The organism is Ruegeria sp. CH11 (assembly GCF_056537105.1).
In genome coordinates, this window is sequence record NZ_JBQFQX010000015.1 from 62,199 (window position 1) to 81,572 (window position 19,374).

General features: G+C 59.6%; 25 protein-coding genes. 16 read left to right on the forward strand and 9 right to left on the reverse strand.

Annotated elements, in window-relative coordinates:
- The first annotated feature begins 60 nt into the window (after positions 1-60).
- Genes fliF through fliP form a run of 4 tightly spaced genes read left to right on the forward strand, consistent with a single transcriptional unit; the run spans position 61 to position 3,254 of the window.
- Positions 61-1,653 (forward strand): flagellar basal-body MS-ring/collar protein FliF, encoded by a 1,593-nt coding sequence (gene fliF, locus ACR0LX_RS18525; protein WP_480784990.1) that lies wholly within the window; start codon positions 61-63, stop codon positions 1,651-1,653.
- Entirely contained in the window at positions 1,653-2,249 is a 597-nt protein-coding gene (locus ACR0LX_RS18530; protein ID WP_480784991.1) for an ABC transporter ATP-binding protein, read from the forward strand. Before fliF ends, ACR0LX_RS18530 begins: the two co-directional genes overlap by 1 nt.
- Positions 2,242-2,529 (forward strand): FliM/FliN family flagellar motor switch protein, encoded by a 288-nt coding sequence (locus tag ACR0LX_RS18535; protein WP_480784992.1) that lies wholly within the window; start codon positions 2,242-2,244, stop codon positions 2,527-2,529. Before ACR0LX_RS18530 ends, ACR0LX_RS18535 begins: the two co-directional genes overlap by 8 nt.
- Positions 2,529-3,254 (forward strand): flagellar type III secretion system pore protein FliP, encoded by a 726-nt coding sequence (gene fliP / locus ACR0LX_RS18540; protein WP_480784993.1) that lies wholly within the window; start codon positions 2,529-2,531, stop codon positions 3,252-3,254. Before ACR0LX_RS18535 ends, fliP begins: the two co-directional genes overlap by 1 nt.
- Before the next feature lie 4 nt (positions 3,255-3,258).
- On the opposite strand, the gene ACR0LX_RS18545 is transcribed toward fliP, so the two are convergent.
- Both ACR0LX_RS18545 and ACR0LX_RS18550 read right to left on the reverse strand, forming a co-directional pair.
- Positions 3,259-4,701, reverse strand: coding sequence for a sensor histidine kinase (locus ACR0LX_RS18545; protein WP_480784994.1), 1,443 nt, complete (start codon positions 4,699-4,701; stop codon positions 3,259-3,261).
- The gene (locus ACR0LX_RS18550; RefSeq protein ID WP_480578081.1) at positions 4,698-5,435 is read right to left on the reverse strand and encodes a response regulator transcription factor; all 738 of its coding nucleotides are present in this window, start codon (positions 5,433-5,435) and stop codon (positions 4,698-4,700) included. Before ACR0LX_RS18550 ends, ACR0LX_RS18545 begins: the two co-directional genes overlap by 4 nt.
- Positions 5,436-5,655: 220 nt before the next feature.
- On the opposite strand from ACR0LX_RS18550, the gene ACR0LX_RS18555 reads away from it, so the two are divergent.
- The 4 genes from ACR0LX_RS18555 to ACR0LX_RS18570 are packed head-to-tail and all read left to right on the forward strand — an operon-like array spanning position 5,656 to position 9,824.
- Entirely contained in the window at positions 5,656-6,900 is a 1,245-nt protein-coding gene (locus ACR0LX_RS18555) for an ABC transporter substrate-binding protein (RefSeq protein WP_480784995.1), read from the forward strand.
- Positions 6,901-6,957: 57 nt separating this feature from the next.
- Positions 6,958-7,830, forward strand: a complete 873-nt coding sequence (locus ACR0LX_RS18560) for a carbohydrate ABC transporter permease (protein ID WP_170622510.1) — start codon at positions 6,958-6,960, stop codon at positions 7,828-7,830.
- Complete coding sequence (locus ACR0LX_RS18565; RefSeq protein ID WP_480784996.1) at positions 7,823-8,722, forward strand: carbohydrate ABC transporter permease; 900 nt, start codon at positions 7,823-7,825, stop codon at positions 8,720-8,722. The genes ACR0LX_RS18560 and ACR0LX_RS18565 overlap by 8 nt, the downstream gene beginning before the upstream one ends.
- A 4-nt stretch (positions 8,723-8,726) precedes the next feature.
- Positions 8,727-9,824 carry an ABC transporter ATP-binding protein gene (locus ACR0LX_RS18570; protein ID WP_480578072.1) on the forward strand — a complete coding sequence of 366 codons (1,098 nt, stop codon included), beginning with the start codon at positions 8,727-8,729 and terminating at the stop codon, positions 9,822-9,824.
- A 56-nt stretch (positions 9,825-9,880) separates the two neighbouring features.
- On the opposite strand, the gene ACR0LX_RS18575 is transcribed toward ACR0LX_RS18570, so the two are convergent.
- Together ACR0LX_RS18575 and ACR0LX_RS18580 are read right to left on the reverse strand one after the other, a co-directional pair.
- Positions 9,881-10,483, reverse strand: a complete 603-nt coding sequence (locus tag ACR0LX_RS18575; RefSeq protein ID WP_480784997.1) for an MlaC/ttg2D family ABC transporter substrate-binding protein — start codon at positions 10,481-10,483, stop codon at positions 9,881-9,883.
- Positions 10,473-11,288 carry an MlaA family lipoprotein gene (locus tag ACR0LX_RS18580; protein WP_480784998.1) on the reverse strand — a complete coding sequence of 272 codons (816 nt, stop codon included), beginning with the start codon at positions 11,286-11,288 and terminating at the stop codon, positions 10,473-10,475. Before ACR0LX_RS18580 ends, ACR0LX_RS18575 begins: the two co-directional genes overlap by 11 nt.
- A gap of 293 nt (positions 11,289-11,581) precedes the next feature.
- On the opposite strand from ACR0LX_RS18580, the gene ACR0LX_RS18585 reads away from it, so the two are divergent.
- From ACR0LX_RS18585 to ACR0LX_RS18600, 4 genes are read left to right on the forward strand one after another with little or no spacing between them, the layout of a single operon-like run.
- Positions 11,582-12,037: a RidA family protein gene (locus tag ACR0LX_RS18585; RefSeq protein ID WP_480784999.1), complete on the forward strand. Its 456-nt coding sequence runs from the start codon at positions 11,582-11,584 to the stop codon at positions 12,035-12,037.
- Positions 12,034-12,789, forward strand: coding sequence for a glycerophosphodiester phosphodiesterase family protein (locus tag ACR0LX_RS18590; protein WP_480785000.1), 756 nt, complete (start codon positions 12,034-12,036; stop codon positions 12,787-12,789). Before ACR0LX_RS18585 ends, ACR0LX_RS18590 begins: the two co-directional genes overlap by 4 nt.
- 45 nt (positions 12,790-12,834) lie before the next feature.
- On the forward strand, positions 12,835-14,022 hold the full coding sequence (locus tag ACR0LX_RS18595; protein ID WP_480785001.1) for a GNAT family N-acetyltransferase: 1,188 nt from the start codon (positions 12,835-12,837) through the stop codon (positions 14,020-14,022).
- Complete coding sequence (locus ACR0LX_RS18600) at positions 14,019-14,312, forward strand: 4a-hydroxytetrahydrobiopterin dehydratase (RefSeq protein ID WP_480578056.1); 294 nt, start codon at positions 14,019-14,021, stop codon at positions 14,310-14,312. The genes ACR0LX_RS18595 and ACR0LX_RS18600 overlap by 4 nt, the downstream gene beginning before the upstream one ends.
- Here ACR0LX_RS18600 and ACR0LX_RS18605 read toward each other — a convergent pair.
- The 4 genes from ACR0LX_RS18605 to ACR0LX_RS18620 all read right to left on the reverse strand — a co-directional run bounded on the left by ACR0LX_RS18605 (position 14,309) and on the right by ACR0LX_RS18620 (position 15,833).
- Complete coding sequence (locus ACR0LX_RS18605) at positions 14,309-14,620, reverse strand: hypothetical protein (RefSeq protein WP_480785002.1); 312 nt, start codon at positions 14,618-14,620, stop codon at positions 14,309-14,311. The two genes, ACR0LX_RS18600 and ACR0LX_RS18605, sit on opposite strands and share 4 nt — an antisense overlap.
- Positions 14,621-14,635: 15 nt before the next feature.
- Positions 14,636-14,983, reverse strand: a complete 348-nt coding sequence (locus ACR0LX_RS18610; protein WP_480578050.1) for an EF-hand domain-containing protein — start codon at positions 14,981-14,983, stop codon at positions 14,636-14,638.
- An 11-nt stretch (positions 14,984-14,994) separates the two neighbouring features.
- Positions 14,995-15,240 (reverse strand): glycine zipper 2TM domain-containing protein, encoded by a 246-nt coding sequence (locus tag ACR0LX_RS18615; RefSeq protein WP_480578048.1) that lies wholly within the window; start codon positions 15,238-15,240, stop codon positions 14,995-14,997.
- A 104-nt stretch (positions 15,241-15,344) separates the two neighbouring features.
- Positions 15,345-15,833: a redoxin family protein gene (locus ACR0LX_RS18620; RefSeq protein WP_480785020.1), complete on the reverse strand. Its 489-nt coding sequence runs from the start codon at positions 15,831-15,833 to the stop codon at positions 15,345-15,347.
- A 98-nt stretch (positions 15,834-15,931) separates the two neighbouring features.
- Here ACR0LX_RS18620 and ACR0LX_RS18625 point away from each other — a divergent pair, with 98 nt between their 5' ends.
- Genes ACR0LX_RS18625 through ACR0LX_RS18640 form a run of 4 tightly spaced genes read left to right on the forward strand, consistent with a single transcriptional unit; the run spans position 15,932 to position 18,536 of the window.
- Positions 15,932-17,143: an NAD(P)/FAD-dependent oxidoreductase gene (locus ACR0LX_RS18625; protein ID WP_480785003.1), complete on the forward strand. Its 1,212-nt coding sequence runs from the start codon at positions 15,932-15,934 to the stop codon at positions 17,141-17,143.
- Entirely contained in the window at positions 17,140-17,703 is a 564-nt protein-coding gene (gene rsmD / locus ACR0LX_RS18630; protein WP_480785004.1) for a 16S rRNA (guanine(966)-N(2))-methyltransferase RsmD, read from the forward strand. The genes ACR0LX_RS18625 and rsmD overlap by 4 nt, the downstream gene beginning before the upstream one ends.
- Entirely contained in the window at positions 17,696-18,331 is a 636-nt protein-coding gene (locus tag ACR0LX_RS18635; RefSeq protein WP_480785005.1) for an HAD family hydrolase, read from the forward strand. The genes rsmD and ACR0LX_RS18635 overlap by 8 nt, the downstream gene beginning before the upstream one ends.
- A gap of 25 nt (positions 18,332-18,356) precedes the next feature.
- The gene (locus ACR0LX_RS18640) at positions 18,357-18,536 is read left to right on the forward strand and encodes a hypothetical protein (protein WP_480785006.1); all 180 of its coding nucleotides are present in this window, start codon (positions 18,357-18,359) and stop codon (positions 18,534-18,536) included.
- Here ACR0LX_RS18640 and map read toward each other — a convergent pair.
- Positions 18,524-19,336, reverse strand: a complete 813-nt coding sequence (gene map, locus ACR0LX_RS18645; protein ID WP_480578031.1) for a type I methionyl aminopeptidase — start codon at positions 19,334-19,336, stop codon at positions 18,524-18,526. The two genes, ACR0LX_RS18640 and map, sit on opposite strands and share 13 nt — an antisense overlap.
- Positions 19,337-19,374: the final 38 nt, after the last annotated feature.

Here is a 19,374-nt window from a genome sequence, read left to right on the forward strand (position 1 = left end):
AAGGGCAATCGTTCAAACAGAGTCCGAGCCGCACAGAATGTCGGCGAGTCGGAGGTGAGCGTGCAGCAGATCGGAACTGTCTGGGCAAGTTTGGACAGGCGCAAACAAATCATAGTCGTCGGAGCGGTTGCGCTGGTGTTTCTTGGTATCCTGGCCATGTCGCGGATTGCGACGGCGCCAGGGATGACGTTGCTATACGCGGGGCTGGAAAGTGGTGCTGCGGGCGACGTCGTACGCGCGCTGGATCAGCGTGGTGTGCCCTACGAAATCAAGGGCGGATCGATTTACGTGCCCGGAACGCAGCGGGACGAATTGCGTATGACCCTGGCCAGCGAAGGGCTGCCCGCCAACGGAAATCAGGGGTACGAACTGCTGGATTCGCTCAGCGGGTTTGGCACCACCTCCCAGATGTTCGACGCTGCCTATTGGCGTGCGAAAGAAGGCGAGCTGGCGCGGACGATTGTTGGCAGCCCGCATATTGGCCAAGCGCGCGTGCATATCGCCAACAGTGCGGCCAACCCGTTTCAGCGCAGCGTGACGCCGACCGCGTCGGTCTATGTTGTGCCCTCAGGGGCGAAGATCACCGGCGATCAGGCCCGGGCAATCCGGTTTCTGGTGGCCTCGGCGGTCAGCGGGCTTGCGCCTGAAAATGTCACTGTCATTGATTCAAGCGGTGCTGTGATTGGGGCGCAGGAAAGTGCTGCCGCGTCAGACAGCGCGGATGACAAGGCCCGCCAACTGCGCGAGCGGGTGCTGCGCTTGGTCGAAGCGCGCGTGGGCATGGGCAACGCGGTGGTCGAGGTCAGCGTCGATACCGTGACCGAGACCGAATCGATCCGCGAGCGCCGCTTTGACCCCGACAGCCGCGTCGCAATCAGCACGGATGTCGAAGAGCGCTCGGACAGCGCCCGCAATCAGTCGGCGGATGTCACTGTGGCCTCCAATCTGCCGGACGGGGATGGCGCGGGCGGCGACGAATCGAACTCGACGGCCAGCCAGACCCGCGAGCGTGTAAACTACGAGGTTTCCGAGACCGAGGTGGAGGTGCATCGCGCACCGGGTGCGGTCAAGCGACTGACCGTCGCCGTTCTGGTAAATGGTGCCAAGACTATTGGTGCGGATGGGGTCGAAACCTTTGAACCGATGCCGCAGGCCGAGCTTGACGCGCTGGAAGAGCTTGTCGCGTCTGCGGTGGGTTTCAATGCAGATCGCGGCGACGTTATCACACTGAAGTCGTTGGATCTGCCTGTGGTTGAACCTCAGGGAACGCTTGTTGCAGGGTCCATCTGGCAGAGCATTCATCTGGACGCGATGTCTTTGATTCAAATGGCAGTTCTGGCGGTGGTGTCGTTGATCCTGGGCTTGTTTGTGATCCGTCCGATCCTGACGAAGCCAGCGGGAGCCCCGGCTTTGCTGCCTGCGTCGCCACCACCTGCTGAAGATACGCAAGCTGTACTGGTGGGAGAGGTGGCATCGGGCGGCGCGACCGAGTTCACACCACTGGCCGATACGGCCCAGCCGGGTGTACCCACGCTTCCCGGACCCGCAGGCTCGGACGCGGTCGACCGCTTGCGTTCGATGATCGGCGACAAGCAGGAGGAAACAGTGGAGATTCTGCGCAGCTGGCTTGAGGAAAGCGAGGAGAAGGCGTGATGTCGATTGCCCATCTTCTTGAGGATTTCACAGCAAGCGCCAGCAGTACTGGAATTCATTTGCTGGACGATGATGCGCTTGAAGAGCAGCGGCTTGCATCGTTCGAACGCGGATACGGGGCCGGTTGGGAAGATGCGATAGCGGCGCAACAGACCCAGAATGACCAGTTGGGGGCTGACCTGTCGGCCACCTTGTCCGATCTTTCATTCACGTATCACGAGGCAATGACGCGCATGTCGCTGTCGCTTGAACCCATGTTTGACAGCCTGTCCCGCGTCGTTTTGCCCGAGATCATCGACAAGGGTTTTGCCACCCGCCTGACCGCAGAACTGAACAAGATGGCGCGCGATCAAATCGGCCAACCGATGCAGCTTATCGTACCGGCAGGCGCGGCGAGCGGCGTCGAAGCTGTCCTGCCGCCTGAACTGTCACTACCCGTGCAAGTGGTCGAGGACCCGTCGCTGCAATCGGGGCAGGCGCGCATTCAAGTCGGTTCGGCCCGACGTCAGGTGGATTGCAGCGCCTTGCTGGCCTCGGTCAGCGGCGCCTTTGACGCGTATATCTTTGAAGCGAAAGAGGCATTGTCCAATGACTGATACGACCCAGGCAAGTCCCGAAAAATCCAACCCGTTCGACTCTGTCCCGATTGAGGTGACCGTTTCGGTCGGGCGGGCACGGCCGCTTGTTCGCGACCTTCTGAACATGGGAGAAAACGCCGTTCTGACCTTGGACAAAAGGGTCGAGGACCCCGTTGAACTTTATGTCGGCGATCAGCTTGTGGCGCGCGGCACGTTGGAAGAGGTCGAGGGTGACCAACAAGGGCAGCTCGCCGTGCGTCTGACGGAAATTGCGGACCTGCGAAACGGAATCGGTTGATGCGCGGACTGATCTGCCTGGTGGCCCTGCTGCTGATACCCTCCTTGGCGTCAGCGCAGGAGCTGTCGCTGTCCCTCGGCGAGGGCGGATCGATCTCGGCGCGGTCGATTCAGCTGATTCTGCTGATCACAGTGCTGAGCCTGGCCCCCGGGCTGGCTATCATGATCACCTGTTTTCCGTTTCTGATCACGGTGTTTGCGATCCTGCGTCAAGGGATCGGGTTGCAGCAATCGCCGCCGAACATGTTGATCGTAAGCCTTGCTCTGTTCTTGACCTATTTCATCATGGAGCCTGTATTTGCACAGGCCTGGGCTACGGGTATCCGTCCCATGGTCGACGAAACGCTTGCGGTTGAACCTGCGCTCGAGCGCGCGCTTATTCCGTTTCGCGAATTCATGGCCGCTCGGCTGGACGCTGATACATTTCAGGCGATGGCAGCGCTGCGCCCGGGTGGCAACGACCTGCAACCCGGACCAGAAGCACCGCTTTCAGTGCTGATGCCGTCTTTCATGCTGTCGGAAATTGCGCGCGCGTTTCAGATCGGGTTTCTTGTTTTCCTTCCGTTTCTGATCATCGATCTGGTGGTTGCGGCCGTGCTGATGTCGATGGGGATGATGATGGTGCCACCTGCCACTGTTTCATTGCCATTCAAGCTGGCCTTTTTTGTGATCGCGGACGGCTGGAGCCTGATCGCCAGCGCCCTGGTGCGCAGCTATGTGCCGTAGGGCGCTATTGCCTGCAAATTTCCAGACGCGCGCGCAAACCCTGCCCTCCGGCCTCGAAACTCAGCGCGCCGCCATGCTGTTCAGCGACGGTCGCCGCGATCGTCAGGCCAAGGCCGTACCCGTCAGAGGACCCGGTGTTCGAGCCGCGTTTGAACGGGGTCAGGAGAGCCTCGATGTCGGAAACGGAAAGATCATTGCCTTCGTCTTCAACAATTATGGTGGCGAATTCTGCATCCGTCTCGAGATCAACTTTGGCGTGCCGCCCATATTTCAGCGCGTTGTCGATCAGGTTGGTCAAAGCGCGTTTCAGGGAAATCGGGCGTGCCATAACAAGAATGCGCCGGGTTTCCGGCAACATGCCATGGCCTCGGCGCGACATGAAAACAGATGGTGCGCCCTGAACCGCAACCGGCGCGATCTGCCTGAGCGTGACTGGCAGGTCCATGTCCTGATAGTCGGCGACCAATGCCTCGACCAAGGCGGTCAGCGAGATTTGCCTGGGCGCTTCGACGCTGAGTTCGGACCGCGTATAGGTCAGTACGCTTTCGATCATGCCGGTCATCTGATCCACATCCGCCTCAAGCTTTTCGCGCAATTCGGCATCGGGGATCAGGGCTGCGCGCAGGCGGACTCGGGTGGCAGGTGTGCCAAGATCGTGGCTGACGCCTGATAAGACGGTTGCGCGCTTTTCCAGTTGGGCGCGTTCCTGATCCAGATGCGCGTTGACCGCCGATACGATTTCGCGCAGCTCGGTCGGGCCTTCGGTGTCATAGGCATCGGGCCCGCCGCGCCGCTTTCGGTCGCGCAAAGCTTGCGCAAATCGGCTTAGCGTGTCGGCGACATTACTGACCGAGGTCAGGATGATCGCAATCGCCACAATAGCGGCAAGGATCGCCGGCAGCCGCAGATCGACCGGCTTGGCGTGACATCCCCAGATATCGGTCCCGTCCACCTGCTGCCAGGCACCGCGTCCGAACCGTGCGATCAAAATCGGTTCGCTGCAATAGGTCGCCAGCAAACGGGTCAGGTTGCCCATCTTCTCGGGCGCTGTCTGATCGATGCCGGATATGATGCCCGAGACGGGATAGACCAACCGGTCAGACATGACCGCAAGCGTCAGCTCGCGCGCGCTGAGGGGGGCGGAGCTGTCCGTTAGGATCGACAGGTTGGTGACAAAGCTGCGGTTTGAAAACCCCGGCACCTGTTCGAACAGCCCCTGATCGGCCAATGCCGCGGTCTCGGCAGACAGCGGGGCGATTGTTATGCCTGCGGCAGGCGCTTTACCGGTGCGCAGTTCTTCGTAAACGGCAAAACCGGCCACGTAAGCGCGCGTTAGAAACTGGTCCCAGGCTCGGGCCGAGGCGAACCACAGACCGGCGGCTAAAAGACCGGCGCCGAAGGCCCCCAAGGTCCACAAAATGCCAAGACTGCGCAATCGCAGCGTCATGCGTCCTCTTCCACCGAAACGTCGGCGGTAAACAGATAGCCGACACCGCGTTCCGTGCGCAGCATCTGCGGGTCTTTCGGGTTCACCTCAATCTTGGACCGCAGCCGCCCGACCAACATGTCAATGGCGCGTCCCTGTGCCTCGGGCTTGTCTCCGTCTCCGGTCACATCAAGCGCAGCGGCGATCTCATCCCGGGTCAGTGGGATATGCGGATTGGCCAGCAGAACCTTGAGCAGCGCGCTTTCCCTTTGAGACAGCGACACCAGATACCCCTCGGGCGAGAACACCTCGTCCTGTTTGCCGTCATACGACCAGCCATCAAAGCGAAAAGACTGGGTGCGACGGCGGTACGCCAGCGAGGGCGTGCGGCGCGCCCGTTGCATCACCGCCCGGACCCGGGCCAACAGAAGCTGCGGGTTGAAGGGTTTGGCGATGTAGTCATCCGCGCCAACCTCGTATCCGGCCATCCGTTGATGATCGGCGGATAGCGCCGAGACCAGAATGATCGGCACGTCCTGTTCGGACCGCAGGCGCGCGCAGATCTCGACGCCGTTCTCATCCCCCAGCATCACGTCCAGAAGGACCAGATCGATACGCCCAGACGACAGATGGGTGCGAATCTCGTTCTCGGAACTGGCGGGCAGGGCGATGAAACCGTTTTGCTGCAGAAACTGCGTCATCATCAACCGCATCTCGGGGTCGTCATCCACCACCAGCAGGCGTGGTATGCTCATGGTGTCGATCCTCCCAATCTCTGCCGCAGTGTCCCGTCAATTGTAACGAACGGAAACAGATTCAATGCCAAAGTAACACGCTGTAACAAAAGCGGCGAAAATTAACGCTGCGTCAGGGATTTGCAGCGGATTACACGTTGCCAGAATGCTTCCAAAAGCCAGTATGGCGGCCATCGCTGCTGTTTGGGCAGTCACTGAATTCTCTAGGGAGGAGAAAATAATGAAACGTTTTGCATTGGCCTCGGTGTCGACACTGGCCGTTGTGGCCGGGTCGTCGGTTGTGGCCGAGCCGCAGGCCGAAGTTCTACACTGGTGGACCTCGGGCGGCGAGGCGAAATCGGTTGCCGTGCTGCAGGAAGAGTTCGCCTCGAACGGTGGTACATGGACTGACATGCCGGTTGCTGGTGGCGGCGGTGATGCGGCGATGACCGCGCTGCGCGCCCGGGTTCTGGCCGGTAATGCGCCGACTGCGGTTCAGCTGAAAGGCCCTGCGATCCAGGAATGGTATGAAGAGGGCGTTCTGGCCGATATCTCGGCAGTCGCCGAGGCCGAAGGCTGGGCAGATGTTCTGCCTGCCTCGATTGCTGGTCACATGCAATGCGAAGGCACATGGTGTGCAGCACCTGTCAACGTGCACCGCGTCGACTGGATCTGGGCCAACGCTGATGTTCTGGCGGCAAACGGCATTGAAATGCCGACCACCTGGGACGAGTTCAACACCGCAGCCGAGAAACTGCAGGCCGCTGGAGTCATTCCGCTGGCGCATGGCGGTCAGGCTTGGCAGGACGCCACCGTGTTCGAAGCGGTTGTGCTTGGCATCGGCGGACCGGAATTCTATCAGAAGGCGCTGGTCGATCTGGACCCCGAGGCGCTGACCTCGGACACGATGGTGCAGGCCTTTGATCAGATGCGCACCCTGCGCGGTTTCGTGGATGAGAACTTCTCGGGCCGCGACTGGAACCTGGCGACCTCGATGGTGATGAATGGCGAAGCGGCATTCCAGATCATGGGGGATTGGGCCAAGGGTGAGTTCCTTGCGGCGGGCAAGAAGCCCGGCGAGGACTTCCTGTGCGCCTCGACCCCCGGCGACGGATATTTGTACAACGTCGATAGCTTTGCCATGTTCGACGTGGAAGGCGACGACAAGAAAGCCGGTCAGGACCTGCTTGCCAAGCTGATCGTTGCTCCGAACTTCCAGAAGGTGTTCAACCTGAACAAAGGCTCGATCCCGGCGCGGACCGATGTGGGTCTGGAAGACTTCGACATCTGTGCCAACCTGTCGGCCGAAGATATGGGCTCGACATCTGCCGCAGGTTCGCTGCTGCCGTCCTACGCTCATGGCATGGCACTGCGCGGGTCGCAGTCCGGTGCGATCACCGATGTTGTGACCGCGCATTTCAACTCGGATATGTCCTCGGCTGACGCGGTTCAGCAATTGGCGGACGCGGTAGCAAACAGCTACTGATCCAATACGCTCTGCCCCCTATACTGAGGGGCAGAGCATCTTTCCCCGGAGGCTAAAATGTCCGAATGGCTGGAAAACCACCTGCCCAAGGTGGTGCTGGCACCGTCGTTCATTGCCGTATTGATTTTTGTCTACGGCTTTATCGGATGGACGGCTTGGGTGTCACTGACCCGATCGAAACTACTGCCGAAATACGAGATTAACGGCTTCATCCAATATGAACGCCTGTTTGACTCACCCCGCTGGGACACGGCAATCAACAACCTGTATATCTTTGGCGCGCTGTTCATCGTGATCGCGATGGTGCTGGGCCTGTTGCTGGCCATCCTGCTGGATCAGAAGATACGCGTCGAAGGAGCGATCCGTACGATCTACCTTTACCCGATGGCGCTGTCGATGATCGTCACCGGCACCGCATGGAAATGGATACTGAACCCGGGTCTGGGCATTGAATCCATGGTGCAGGGTTGGGGCTTTACGAACTTCGAATTCGACTGGCTGGTGAACCCAGATTACGCCATCTACACCATCGTGATGGCCGCGATCTGGCAGAGCTCGGGCTTTGTCATGGCGCTGTTTCTGGCCGGCCTGCGCTCGGTGGACGGTGAGATCATCAAGGCCGCGCAGGTCGATGGCATCCCCACTTGGCGCATCTACACGGCGATCATCATCCCCTCGATGGCCCCGATCTTTCTGTCGGCCTTTATCGTGCTGGCGCATCTGGCAATCAAGAGCTTTGACCTTGTCATCGCCCTGACCGGTGGTGGTCCGGGTTACGCAACGGATCTGCCCGCCACATACATGTACGCCATGGCGTTCTCGCGCGGCGATATTGGTCAGGCGGCTTCGTCCGCGATGATCATGATGCTGGTCGTCTTTGCCATCGTGGTTCCCTATCTTTACTCAGAGCTGAGGGCGAAAAATGACTGATCTGTCGATGCCCCAAACCCAAACCCGCACTCAAAGCGCGACTGGCAAGATTGCCCTGCGTTGGCTGCTTTATGTCCTGCTGGGCCTGTTTGCGCTGTATTATCTTATGCCGCTGTTCGTGATGTTGACCACATCGCTGAAAAGCCTTGAGGAAATTCGCACCGGGTCGCTGATCTCGCTTCCACGCGAAGTCAGTTTCGACGCCTGGAAAACGGCATGGTCCGGCGCCTGTACCGGCATCCAGTGCGAAGGCCTGCGGCCCTACTTCTGGAATTCGGTCCTGATCGCGGTGCCTGCGGTGGCTCTCTCGACCCTTCTGGGCGCGTTGAACGGCTATGTTGTGGCGCAATGGCGGTTCAAGGGCGCGAACATCATCTTCTCGCTGATGCTGTTTGGCTGCTTCATTCCGTTCCAGGTGGTTCTGCTGCCGATGGCGCGTCTGCTGGGCATGATGGGGATCGCCGGAACCATTCCGGGTCTGATCTTCGTCCATGTGATCTACGGGCTGGGCTTCACCACGCTGTTCTTCCGCAACTACTATGTCACCATTCCGTCCGAGCTGACCAAGGCCGCGCGGGTTGATGGGGCCGGGTTCCTGCGGATTTTCTGGTCGATTTTCCTGCCGCTGTCGCTGCCGATCATCGTGGTGACCGTGATCTGGCAGTTCACGCAGATCTGGAATGACTTCCTGTTCGGCGTGTCGTTCAGCCAGGCGGGGACACAGCCCGTGACCGTGGCGCTCAACAACATCGTAAACTCCACCACCGGCGTCAAAGAATACAACGTCGACATGGCTGCCGCGATCATCGCGGGGCTGCCGACGCTGCTTGTCTATGTCGTTGCCGGTAAGTATTTCATTCGCGGTCTGACCGCTGGCTCAGTGAAGGGATAGACCAATGGCTCCCATCCTCGATATCAACAAACTCTACAAGAATTACGGCCCTGTCGAAATTCTGAAAGACATCAACATCTCGATCGAACCGGGCGATTTCCTGGTGCTGGTCGGCCCTTCGGGCTGCGGTAAGTCTACCCTGCTGAACTGTATCGCGGGGTTGGAGGAGATCACCGGCGGCACCCTGTCCATCGGTGGCAATGACATGACCCATGTCAGCCCCAAGGACCGCGACATCGCTATGGTGTTCCAGTCCTATGCGCTCTACCCGACCATGACCGTCGCCAAGAACATCACCTTCGGCATGAAGGTGCGAGGCGTCGATCAGGCCACGCAGGACGCAAAGCTGAAAGAGGTCGCCGCGCTGCTGCAGATCGAACCGCTTTTGAACCGCCGCCCCAGCCAGTTGTCCGGTGGTCAACGACAGCGCGTGGCCATGGGCCGGGCTCTGGTGCGTGACCCCAAACTGTTCCTGTTTGACGAGCCTTTGTCGAATCTCGACGCCAAGCTGCGGGTTGAAATGCGGACCGAGATCAAAAAGCTTCACCAGACGCTGGACGCTTCGATCGTCTATGTGACCCACGACCAGATCGAGGCGATGACACTGGCAACCAAGATTGTGGTTCTGAAAGGCGGCATCGTGCAGCAGATCGGAACACCGGCCGAGATCTACAACAATCCCGCCAACCTGTTTGTGGCCGACTTCATGGGCTCGCCCGCGATGAACCTGATCCCCGCGCAGGCGTCGAACAATGGATCGGGAACGCAGATCTCAATCGCCCGCGAAACCGGTGACACGCTGGTGCTGAACGATGCCCGAGACCTGTCGCTGCCGCAGGATGTCATCCTCGGCTTGCGCCCCGAAGACATTGCCGAGGCCGGTTTCCGCGCCGGTGCTGGCGTGCAAGAGGCCGAGTGCCTCATCGACATGGTCGAACCCGCTGGCGCCGACACCTATGTCGTTTCCGAACTGGGCGGCAAACATGTCACAGCGCGGCTGCACGCAGAAACCAGCGCGCAGGCAGGCAAGGTGTTGAACCTGGCCTTCGACATGAGCAAGGTTTCGTATTTCGCGAAGGAAACCGGCGAACGACTGAACTGACGAAAAACGCCGCGCGACCCGGTCGCGCGGCGCTTCTTGTTCAGATGTTATGGGCCTTAGCTGGTCCGTTTCATATCCTTGATCAGACGGTTCAGGTCGCCGCCGCGCGCATCCAGCATTGCTCCGACTTCGGTACGCTCGGTCAGCAGCATGTTCACCCCTTCGATGAACATGTTGAAGAACTTGTCGCGGCCCGATTTGTCCGACACCAGGAATGTCACCTCGAACGGTGAGGACCCTTGCAGTTTGACCGAGGTGCGGACCTCGTAACCTGCCTTGATCTTGCGAGCATTGCGCACCGTTACCTGCCCACCGATGAATTCGCGGAAGCGGCGGCCATATTTGCTGGCGATATACCCTTGGAATGCCCTGGTGAATTGCTTGATCTGTGAGGCGCTGGCCGAGCGTCCGTCGGCACCCAGCACATAGCGTGCCATGATCGGCACATCTGCATATTTCACAAAGATCTTCTCGAAATCGCGGATCATCGCGTTTTCGGATTTGCCCGAGGCGATCACGCGGTTGATTTCGTCCACGACGCTGACAACCAACGCCTTGGCGCTGGCTTCTGTCTGGGCAAAGGCGGGTAGCGCGGTCAGCGCCAATCCGGCAATGCCGGCGGCGACAAATTCGCGTCGATTCAGGGGGTTATTCGGCATAGGGGTCCTCGTAGGGGTCTAGGTAGGGGTCCCTGACTGGGTCGGTCCCGGTTTCGGCATAGGGGTCATCATACAAACCCAGATAGGCGTCCTCATCGTCGCGTGCCAGTTCAAAGCGGCGATTTTGCAGGTAAATGGTCTGTGCCTGCGCATAGCTGTCGGCACTTTCGTAAAGAATCGAGTCCACCGTATCCGAGAACCTGCCCCTGTCGCCCATGCGGCGCACGATCTCGGCATAGACACCAATGTTGTCCACCGGGCGCACTGGTGAAAAGTTGATCGGGTTCGAGAACAGGTTGAACACGACGCCCACCGCGTCGCGCGCCGTCGATGGGCCATAAAACGGCAGCTCGATGTAGGCGCCTTCTTCGACACCCCAGACATGCAAGGTTTCGCCGAAATCGGTGTCGACAGGCGGCAAGTTCAGTTCGTCGGCAGGTTTTGAAAGCCCGAACCCGCCTACGGTCGAATTGATCACAAAGCGCAGCAGCGCGTTGCCGGATTGCTTGAGGTTGCCTTGCAACAGGTAGTCCAGCGCCTGGCTGGGCATGGTCAGGTTTTCGGCAAAATTGCTGAAACTGGTCACCATCGGGTCGGGAACGATCTTTACATAGCCCTTCGAGGCCGGGCGGAACAACAGCCGGTCCACACCGAGGTTAAAGCTGTGAATGCCGCGGTTGGTTCGTTCGTAGGGGTCAAAGACCTCTCCTCGCGCTGCCTCGTCTGCCGGTTGCGTCGCGCAGGCCGACACGACCGTCAGCAACGACAGTACGATCAAATGTTTCAGGCGAATTCGGCTGGGCACGGGTCTCGTTACTCCAAATACCGCCCGGCAATGTCGCCGGGGTCAAAATCAATACATCCGATGCGCTGTGGTGGCGCCATTCGATCTCACATAAACGGTTCGACCGATTTTTGAAACTCCTCGCGTTTAACCCGCTTGTTAGTGGAAGGTAAAGTGGCACCACATCAACACATTCTGAACAAGAGAAGAAACGCCGACCCTGCATATGGTTGCGATTTGCCGTATTAACGCTTTTCGGCACCGCCGTTCCCGGTTAGCGTCCGCCCGAGTCGCATTTAGCTGAGGATCATGACATGAGCATCGCCGATAAACTGGAAAGCCTGGGCATCACCTTGCCGGACGCGCCCGCACCGGCAGCCAATTACGTACCCTTCGTCCGTATGGGCAATATCGTCTATGTTTCGGGCCAGATCTCAAAGGCGGATGACCTGATCACCGGCAAGCTGGGCGAAGACATGGATGTGGACGCTGGCGCGGCGGCTGCCAAGGTCTGTGCCATCAATCTGCTGGCGCAGGTCAAAGCCGCCTGTGAGGGCGACATCAACAAGCTGGTTCGGGTGATCAAGCTGACCGGGTTCGTCAATTCGACTGTTGATTTCACCGCTCAGCCGCAGGTGATCAACGGAGCCTCGGATTTTCTGGTCGAGGTGCTGGGTGACGCCGGTCGTCATTCGCGTTCTGCCGTCAGCGCGGCGTCGCTGCCCTTGGGTGTGGCCGTCGAAATCGAAGGCATCTTCGAAGTTCAATGATACCGCCGCTGCCAGATGCGTTTCTGCAAATTCCGATCGCGCATCGGGCGCTGCACGACAAGTCTGAGAACCGCCCGGAAAACAGCCGGGCGGCGATCCGCGCCGCTGTCGAGGCCGGGTATGGGATTGAACTTGATCTGCAACTGACCTCGGACAACCGGGCCGTTGTGTTTCACGACTACGACATGCAGCGCCTGACCGGTCGGCAAGGTCCGATTCGGCAGATCACCGCGGCGCAGGCGGCCGAGACGGCGTTGTTGCATGCAGATGACGGCATCCCGGCGCTGGACGAGGTTCTTGATATGGTGGAAGGTCGGGTTCCGCTGCTGATCGAGCTGAAGGATCAGGACGGGGCCATGGGGTCAGCCATCGGACAATTGGAACAGGACGCGGTGCAGTCGTTGCAGGGCTATGACGGGCCTGTGGCTTTGATGTCCTTCAATCCGCATTCCGTAGCGGAACTGGCGCGGCTGGCACCGCATCTGCCGCGCGGACTTGTAACCGGGGCTTATCAGCCCAAGGTGGAACTGCTGCCGCACAACGTATGCGACCGTCTGCGGGAAATACCTGATTTCGATCGCGTCGGCGCAAGTTTTGTCAGTCACGAGGCCGCCGACCTTGACCGCCCGCGCGTGGCAGAATTGAAGGCACGCGGGGTTCCGATCCTGACATGGACGATTCGGTCCGCCGAACAAGAGGCCAAAGCGCGCGAGATCGCTGATAACGTGACATTTGAGGGCTACCTGGCTTGATCCCGCCCTGTGCAATCACAGATAAGGGTCAGACGCGGAGGGCATATGGATCAGGCACAGATCGAGGTTCAGGTTCTGGGATCGCTCTCGCAGATCTCTGCGGTCGCGTGGGATGCCTGTGCCTGTCCCGAGGCGGCCGAGGGTGGCCGCCCCTTTGATCCCTTTACAACGCACCGGTTTCTTTCGGCGCTTGAGGAAAGCGGTTCGGTTGGGCGAGGCACGGGGTGGCAGCCGCAATATCTGACGGCCTATCTGGACGGTGTGCTGATCGGGGCAGCGCCAATGTATGCCAAATCGCACAGTCAGGGCGAGTACATCTTTGACCATAGCTGGGCGCATGCCTACGAAAGCGCAGGTGGACGGTATTATCCCAAGCTCCAGATCTCGGTCCCCTTTACGCCGGCCACCGGGCGCCGGTTTCTTGTGCGACCCGGGTATGAGGCAATGGGCATGTCCGCGCTGGTGCAAGGAGCCGTGCAACTGGCCGCCGACAACCGGGTCTCATCCTTGCACGCGACATTCTGCACCGAGGATGAGGCGCAGGCGGGTGAACAGATGGGGCTGATGGTGCGCCACACGCAGCAGTTTCACTGGCTGAACGACGCTTATGCAGATTTTGACGGTTTCCTAACTGCACTATCGTCGCGCAAACGCAAGAATATCCGCAAGGAACGTGCCCAAGCCTGCGCCTTCGGTGGCCAAATTCGCACATTGACCGGCGATGAACTGCGACCCGAGCATTGGGACGCGTTCTGGCAGTTCTATCAGGACACGGGATCGCGCAAATGGGGCTCACCTTATCTGACACGTCAATTCTTTGATATCGCACAGGAAACCATGGCTGACGACATGACTTTGGTTCTGGCTGAAAGGAACGGATACGCGGTGGCGGGCGCGCTTAACTTTGTTGGGCGCGAAACGCTGTTTGGCCGATATTGGGGCTGCACCGAGCACCACCCCTGCCTGCATTTCGAACTGTGCTACTATAGGGCGATTGATTTTGCCATTGCCAACGGGTTGAACCGTGTCGAAGCTGGTGCGCAGGGCGAACACAAGCTGGCGCGTGGCTACCTGCCGACACGCACGCATAGCTTGCATTGGGTCGCAGATCCCGGTTTTGCGGACGCGGTTCAGAAATTCCTGGACGCCGAGGCCCGCGCAGTGGGAGAAGAGATCGAGATTCTGACGGATTACGGCCCGTTCAGAAAATCGAACCCGGAGGAACAGCAATGACCGAACTTTTGTCGACCGAGACCCGAGGGCCACTGCTGGACCCGCTGTTCAAGAACGGCTGGACCATGGCGGAACAGCGGGACGCGATCACCAAGACCTTTATCTTTGACGATTTTGTCCACGCATTCGGGTGGATGACGCAGGTGGCGATCTGGGCCGAGAAATGGAACCACCATCCAGAATGGTCCAACGTCTACCGCACTGTCGAGGTGGTTCTGTCGACCCATGATGTCGGGGGGCTGTCCGCCCTGGATGCCAAGCTGGCGCGCAAGATGGACAGTCTTCTTTAGTCGCGATCGTCCCGCGATCCGGTCCCGCCAGCCAGCAATGTCGCAGCGCCCATCTGCCTGAACTGCGCGGGCGTCACCGTCCCATCACTGACATTGATGTCGCCGGGAATGCGAATTGTGCGGGTGCCGACGGACCGAACCGAACGCGCCGCCGGGTTAATCTCGAGGCACCGGTTTTCATAACAGGTCAGGCCATTGGGGTTGATCTGAATGCGCGGCTGCCCGTCCGAGCCCGTAACCACCGGCGCTTGCGGTACATCGCAGGCCGCAACCAGCGCCAAAGCGCCTATTCCAATCCACTTGTTCATGCCAATCTCCGGGCTTTAATCAAGTTGGCCGTTTCCATTCTTGTCTGCCGCGTCGAAGTCATCCGACATCTGCGCGTCATACTCTCCTCGTGAAATAAGGCTATCGCCGTTTCGGTCAACATCCTGGAACTGCTTGATGTCCAGAAACGGTTTTGCCTCGTTCAGACCGAGTGTCCCGTTTTTGTCCTCATCCATTTCCTGAAACGCATAGTCGGAAAAGGCATTGAATTCATCACGGGACAAAAAGCCGTCATTGTTGGCGTCGATCGCGTTCAGCTCTTTTTCGTTCAGCTCCGCTACGGTTTCGGCACTGGCGGTGCCAGTCAGGACCATCGCGGCAATCATGAATATTGCAGGTTTCATACCGTTTCTCCTCAGCACGCGAATCTTTGGCCTTCAAATCCGCCTGCCGCAGCCCCTGCAGCGGTCAGGATGGTCTTGCCGGAACCACCGCCAAACTGATTGCCAATCGCGCCGCCGATCAGGGCACCGCCCAGGGTACCGGCCATGCAGGCGATCTCATGCTGTCGGGCGGCTTGTTGCTGAGGCGTCGGGGCCGGTCCGCAAGCGGCCAGAAGGCCCGCGCCGGTCAGGGTCAATGTGAATAACTTGGCGTTCATAAATACTTCTCCCCATCTCTATGCTTCAACTATTGGCCGAACGGGGTACTCTATCAAGTGAATTGCAAAATGACGGGTCGCGGATGGACCGGGACCCGACGAATTCAGATCACCTCGAGCAGACCTTCGCCTGCGGAAATCTCGCATGCGCCTGGGCTTTCTTCGAGGTTCAGCGCAACCACCTTGCCATCATCGACCAGCATCGCATAGCGCTTGGATCGCGCGATCAGACCGGCGGGTGGTGCGTCAAAATCCATGCCGATGGCTTTGGTGAATTCGGACGCGGCATCGGCCAGCATGGTCAGGCCTGCATCAGTTGCGCCGGTGGCCTCGCCCCAGGCTTTCATCACGAATGGGTCGTTGACCGAGACACAGATGATCTCGTCCACACCCTTGGCGGCAAACTGGTCCTTGGTGCGCATGAAGCTGGGCACATGGGCCGAATGGCAGGTTGGTGTGTAAGCGCCGGGAACTGCAAAGATCACGACCTTGCGCCCTTTGGTCTTGTCCGAAACCCGCACCTCTTCGGGGCCTTCCGCGCCCAATTGGGTCAGAGTTGCATCGGGCAGCGTATCACCTGTTGAAATCATAATTTTTAGCTCCTGTCGTTAGGATTTGCAGAGTCGGGCTTATCCGCAATATAGGTGGTCGCGTGGAGGAGACCACGGGAATTCGACAGGGCAGGAGAAACATGAGCCATATTGTCGTGATTGGCGCGGGGCAGGCGGGGTCCTCGCTTGTCGCCAGACTGCGCAAGGACGGGTTTGAAGGGGACATCACTCTGATCGGCGCCGAGCCGCATTTGCCCTATCAGCGCCCGCCTTTGTCCAAAGCCTACCTGCTGGGCGAAATGGAACTGGACCGCCTGTTTTTGCGGCCCGAGAGCTTCTATGCCGAAAACAACATCACCCTCCGACTGGGTCAGCGTGTGACGGCGATCGATCCGCAAGCCAAGACCGTGACGGTTGGCGATGATGTGATCGCCTATGACGAACTTGCCTTGACCACCGGGTCTGATCCGCGCCGCCTGCCCGCAGCAATCGGTGGGGACCTTGGCGGCGTTCATGTGGTGCGCGATCTTGCCCATATCGACGAGATGGAGCCGCGAGTGAAGGAGGGCGCGCGCGCCCTGATTGTGGGGGGGGGATATATCGGCCTCGAAGCGGCAGCGGTTTGTGCCAAGCGTGGCGTCAAGGTGACGCTGGTAGAAATGGCCGAGCGCATCCTGCAACGGGTGGCCGCGCCCGAGACCAGTGATTACTTTCGCACGTTGCATACGGACTATGGGGCCGACATCCGCGAAGGCGTCGGGCTCGACCGTCTGATCGGCGACAACGGCAAGGTGGTTGCCGCGGTTCTGACCGATGGCAGCGAGGTGGACGTTGATTTCGTCGTTGTCGGCGTCGGCATTGCACCCTCGACCCAACTGGCCGAGATGGCGGGGCTTGAGCTGGACAACGGCATCAAGACCGACGCCCATGGCCGCACCTCGGACCCCTCGATCTGGGCGGCGGGCGATTGCGCCTCGTTCCCGCACAGGGGCGACCGCATCCGTCTGGAAAGTGTACCCAACGCCATTGATCAGGCCGAGATCGTGGCCCAGAACATGCTGGGCGCGGCAAAGGACTATGTCGCGACGCCATGGTTCTGGTCGGATCAGTATGACGTCAAATTGCAGATCGCCGGTCTGAATACCGGATATGACCGCGTCGTGACCCGTCAGGGCGAAGGCGCGACAGTATCGTTCTGGTATTACAGCGGCGATAAGCTGATTGCCGTGGATGCCATGAACGACCCTCGCGCTTATATGGTCGGCAAACGCCTGATCGAAGCAGGCAAGACCGCCGATCCGGCAGTGGTTGCTGATCCGGACGCGGATTTGAAACCGTTGCTCAAGGCGTGAGGATTATCGCCGGAGAGTTCCGGGGATGGGCCTTGGCCCCGGTCGGAAAGGGGGACGCGGGCGCGCATTTGCGCCCCACCACCGACCGGGTGCGCGAAAGCCTGTTCAACGTTCTGACTCATCAGATCGACTTTGCAGGGCTGCGCGTGCTGGATCTGTTCGCGGGCACCGGCGCGCTGGGGCTCGAGGCGGTGTCGCGCGGGGCTGCCCATGTAACCTTTGTGGACGACGGTCGTATCGCGCAGGGACTGATCCGCAAGAATATCGACCTGACCCGCAGCACCGATCGCACCACCCTGATCCGCCGGGATGCCACCCGATTGCCCGAGAATTCCGACGACCCCTTTGATCTGATCTTTCTGGACCCGCCTTATGGCAAGAACCTTGGGCAAAAAGCGGTAGCAACCGCAGTAGCCGGTGGATGGGTCGCTGAATCCGCACTGCTGGTTTGGGAAGAAAACACACCCATGGCCGCGCTTGACGGTTTCAACCTGCACAGCGCGCGGAAATATGGCGACACGCATATCTCTTTGATGTGGAAGGGTGCCCCGGATGCATGATCTGGTGATTTTCGATTGCGACGGCGTGCTGGTCGATAGCGAGGTTCTGTCCAATCAGGTCATAGTCGAAAATCTGGCGGGCTACGGTCTGCACCTGTCCCTTACAGAATGCATGTCGTTGTTTGTCGGCGGCACCATGACCGGTGTCCGCGACAAGGCGCGCGGTCTGGGGGCGGACCTTCCGGATAACTGGACCGATCAGATTTACGCGGAAATCTACGAGAGACTGAAAGCTGGTACGCCACTGGTCGCAGGTATCCGCGAGTTGCTGGCGCATCTGGATGCAAACGGCATTCCCTACTGCGTCGCCTCGAATGGTCGGCCTGAAAAAATGCAGATTACACTGGGCCAGAACGGGCTGTGGGACAGGTTCAGCGACGTGATGTTCTCGGCCTACGTGCTGGGCACGAGCAAACCAGACCCGACGCTGTTTCTGACGGCGGCGCAGCATTTCAACGCCAAATCCGCTGTTGTCATCGAAGACAGCGAGAACGGTGTGACCGCGGCGATGCGGGCCAATATGCGGTGCCTCGCCTATGCCGCCCACGATGACGGAGCTGGCCTGGGCGCGCTGGGCGCAGAGGTTTTCACAGATATGTCACAGGTGCCTGCGCTCTTAGGACTCTGACCGCGAAACATGTTATGGTCTCTGCATGGACCGCGCTATCACACTGCCATTTTGGGCTTTTGCGAAGGACAGTGACGCCACCACTGGCCCACCTTCCAAGCCGATGCGTGCGCCGGTATTCATCCATGATGCCGTGATCCCTTGGCGGGATGAGACGCTATTGCTCAAGCTGTTGCGTGATCAGGCTGCCGATCAGGACGAATAAGTCGGGTGATATTTGCCGCCGGGTGACAGGGTGAAAATCTCGACCCCGTCTGCGGTCACGCCAACAGAATGCTCGAACTGTGCCGACAGCGACTTGTCGCGGGTCACGGCGGTCCAGTCATCAGCCAGTGTCTTGGTTTCGGGGCGGCCCAGATTGACCATCGGCTCGATGGTGAAGAACATACCTTCTTCCAGAACCGCACCCGTACCCGGGCGGCCATAATGCAGAACATTCGGCGGCGCGTGGAACACCCGGCCCAGCCCGTGGCCGCAGAAGTCGCGCACAACGCTCATACGGTGCGCTTCGACATAGGCCTGAATGGCGTGGCCGATATCGCCGAACGTATTGCCCGGCTTGACCATCTCGATCCCCTTGAACAGCGCGTCATGGGTCACTTGGATCAAACGCTCGGCCTTGCGCGGCAGCTTTCCGGCCACGTACATGCGTGACGTATCGCCGAACCAGCCATCAACGATGACGGTGACGTCGATATTCAGGATATCGCCATCCTTCAGTTTCTTGTCGCCGGGGATGCCGTGGCAGACCACGTGATTGACGCTGATGCAGCTGGCGTGCTGATAGCCCTTGTAGCCGATCGTGGCCGAGGTCGCGCCCGCATCTTCGACCATCTGGGTGATCATCCCGTCGATGGCGCCGGTTGTCTGGCCGACAAACACATGCTCGGCAATGTCATCCAGTATCCGCGCAGCCAAGGCCCCTGCCGCGTGCATCCCGGCAAAGTCACCTTGTTCATAGATGCGGATCCCGTCCTTGGTCAGACGGCCACGATGTTCCTTCATCGACGCTGAACTCCAAATGTTGCGCGCAGCATTCCTTT

Excerpts from the sequence above, each read along its gene's own strand:
- ACR0LX_RS18585 (WP_480784999.1), top strand. The coding sequence starts at position 11,582 with ATGAGCATCGCCGATAAACTGGAAAGCCTGGGCATCACCTTGCCGGAC.
- ACR0LX_RS18575 (WP_480784997.1), bottom strand. The coding sequence starts at position 10,483 with ATGCCGAATAACCCCCTGAATCGACGCGAATTTGTCGCCGCCGGCATT.
- ACR0LX_RS18640 (WP_480785006.1), top strand. The coding sequence starts at position 18,357 with ATGGACCGCGCTATCACACTGCCATTTTGGGCTTTTGCGAAGGACAGT.
- ACR0LX_RS18605 (WP_480785002.1), bottom strand. The coding sequence starts at position 14,620 with ATGAACAAGTGGATTGGAATAGGCGCTTTGGCGCTGGTTGCGGCCTGC.
- ACR0LX_RS18625 (WP_480785003.1), top strand. The coding sequence starts at position 15,932 with ATGAGCCATATTGTCGTGATTGGCGCGGGGCAGGCGGGGTCCTCGCTT.
- map (WP_480578031.1), bottom strand. The coding sequence starts at position 19,336 with ATGAAGGAACATCGTGGCCGTCTGACCAAGGACGGGATCCGCATCTAT.
- ACR0LX_RS18635 (WP_480785005.1), top strand. The coding sequence starts at position 17,696 with ATGCATGATCTGGTGATTTTCGATTGCGACGGCGTGCTGGTCGATAGC.
- ACR0LX_RS18615 (WP_480578048.1), bottom strand. The coding sequence starts at position 15,240 with ATGAACGCCAAGTTATTCACATTGACCCTGACCGGCGCGGGCCTTCTG.
- ACR0LX_RS18535 (WP_480784992.1), top strand. The coding sequence starts at position 2,242 with ATGACTGATACGACCCAGGCAAGTCCCGAAAAATCCAACCCGTTCGAC.
- ACR0LX_RS18550 (WP_480578081.1), bottom strand. The coding sequence starts at position 5,435 with ATGAGCATACCACGCCTGCTGGTGGTGGATGACGACCCCGAGATGCGG.
- ACR0LX_RS18555 (WP_480784995.1), top strand. The coding sequence starts at position 5,656 with ATGAAACGTTTTGCATTGGCCTCGGTGTCGACACTGGCCGTTGTGGCC.
- fliP (WP_480784993.1), top strand. The coding sequence starts at position 2,529 with ATGCGCGGACTGATCTGCCTGGTGGCCCTGCTGCTGATACCCTCCTTG.
- ACR0LX_RS18610 (WP_480578050.1), bottom strand. The coding sequence starts at position 14,983 with ATGAAACCTGCAATATTCATGATTGCCGCGATGGTCCTGACTGGCACC.
- ACR0LX_RS18590 (WP_480785000.1), top strand. The coding sequence starts at position 12,034 with ATGATACCGCCGCTGCCAGATGCGTTTCTGCAAATTCCGATCGCGCAT.
- ACR0LX_RS18530 (WP_480784991.1), top strand. The coding sequence starts at position 1,653 with ATGTCGATTGCCCATCTTCTTGAGGATTTCACAGCAAGCGCCAGCAGT.
- ACR0LX_RS18545 (WP_480784994.1), bottom strand. The coding sequence starts at position 4,701 with ATGACGCTGCGATTGCGCAGTCTTGGCATTTTGTGGACCTTGGGGGCC.
- ACR0LX_RS18595 (WP_480785001.1), top strand. The coding sequence starts at position 12,835 with ATGGATCAGGCACAGATCGAGGTTCAGGTTCTGGGATCGCTCTCGCAG.
- ACR0LX_RS18600 (WP_480578056.1), top strand. The coding sequence starts at position 14,019 with ATGACCGAACTTTTGTCGACCGAGACCCGAGGGCCACTGCTGGACCCG.
- ACR0LX_RS18560 (WP_170622510.1), top strand. The coding sequence starts at position 6,958 with ATGTCCGAATGGCTGGAAAACCACCTGCCCAAGGTGGTGCTGGCACCG.
- ACR0LX_RS18565 (WP_480784996.1), top strand. The coding sequence starts at position 7,823 with ATGACTGATCTGTCGATGCCCCAAACCCAAACCCGCACTCAAAGCGCG.
- ACR0LX_RS18570 (WP_480578072.1), top strand. The coding sequence starts at position 8,727 with ATGGCTCCCATCCTCGATATCAACAAACTCTACAAGAATTACGGCCCT.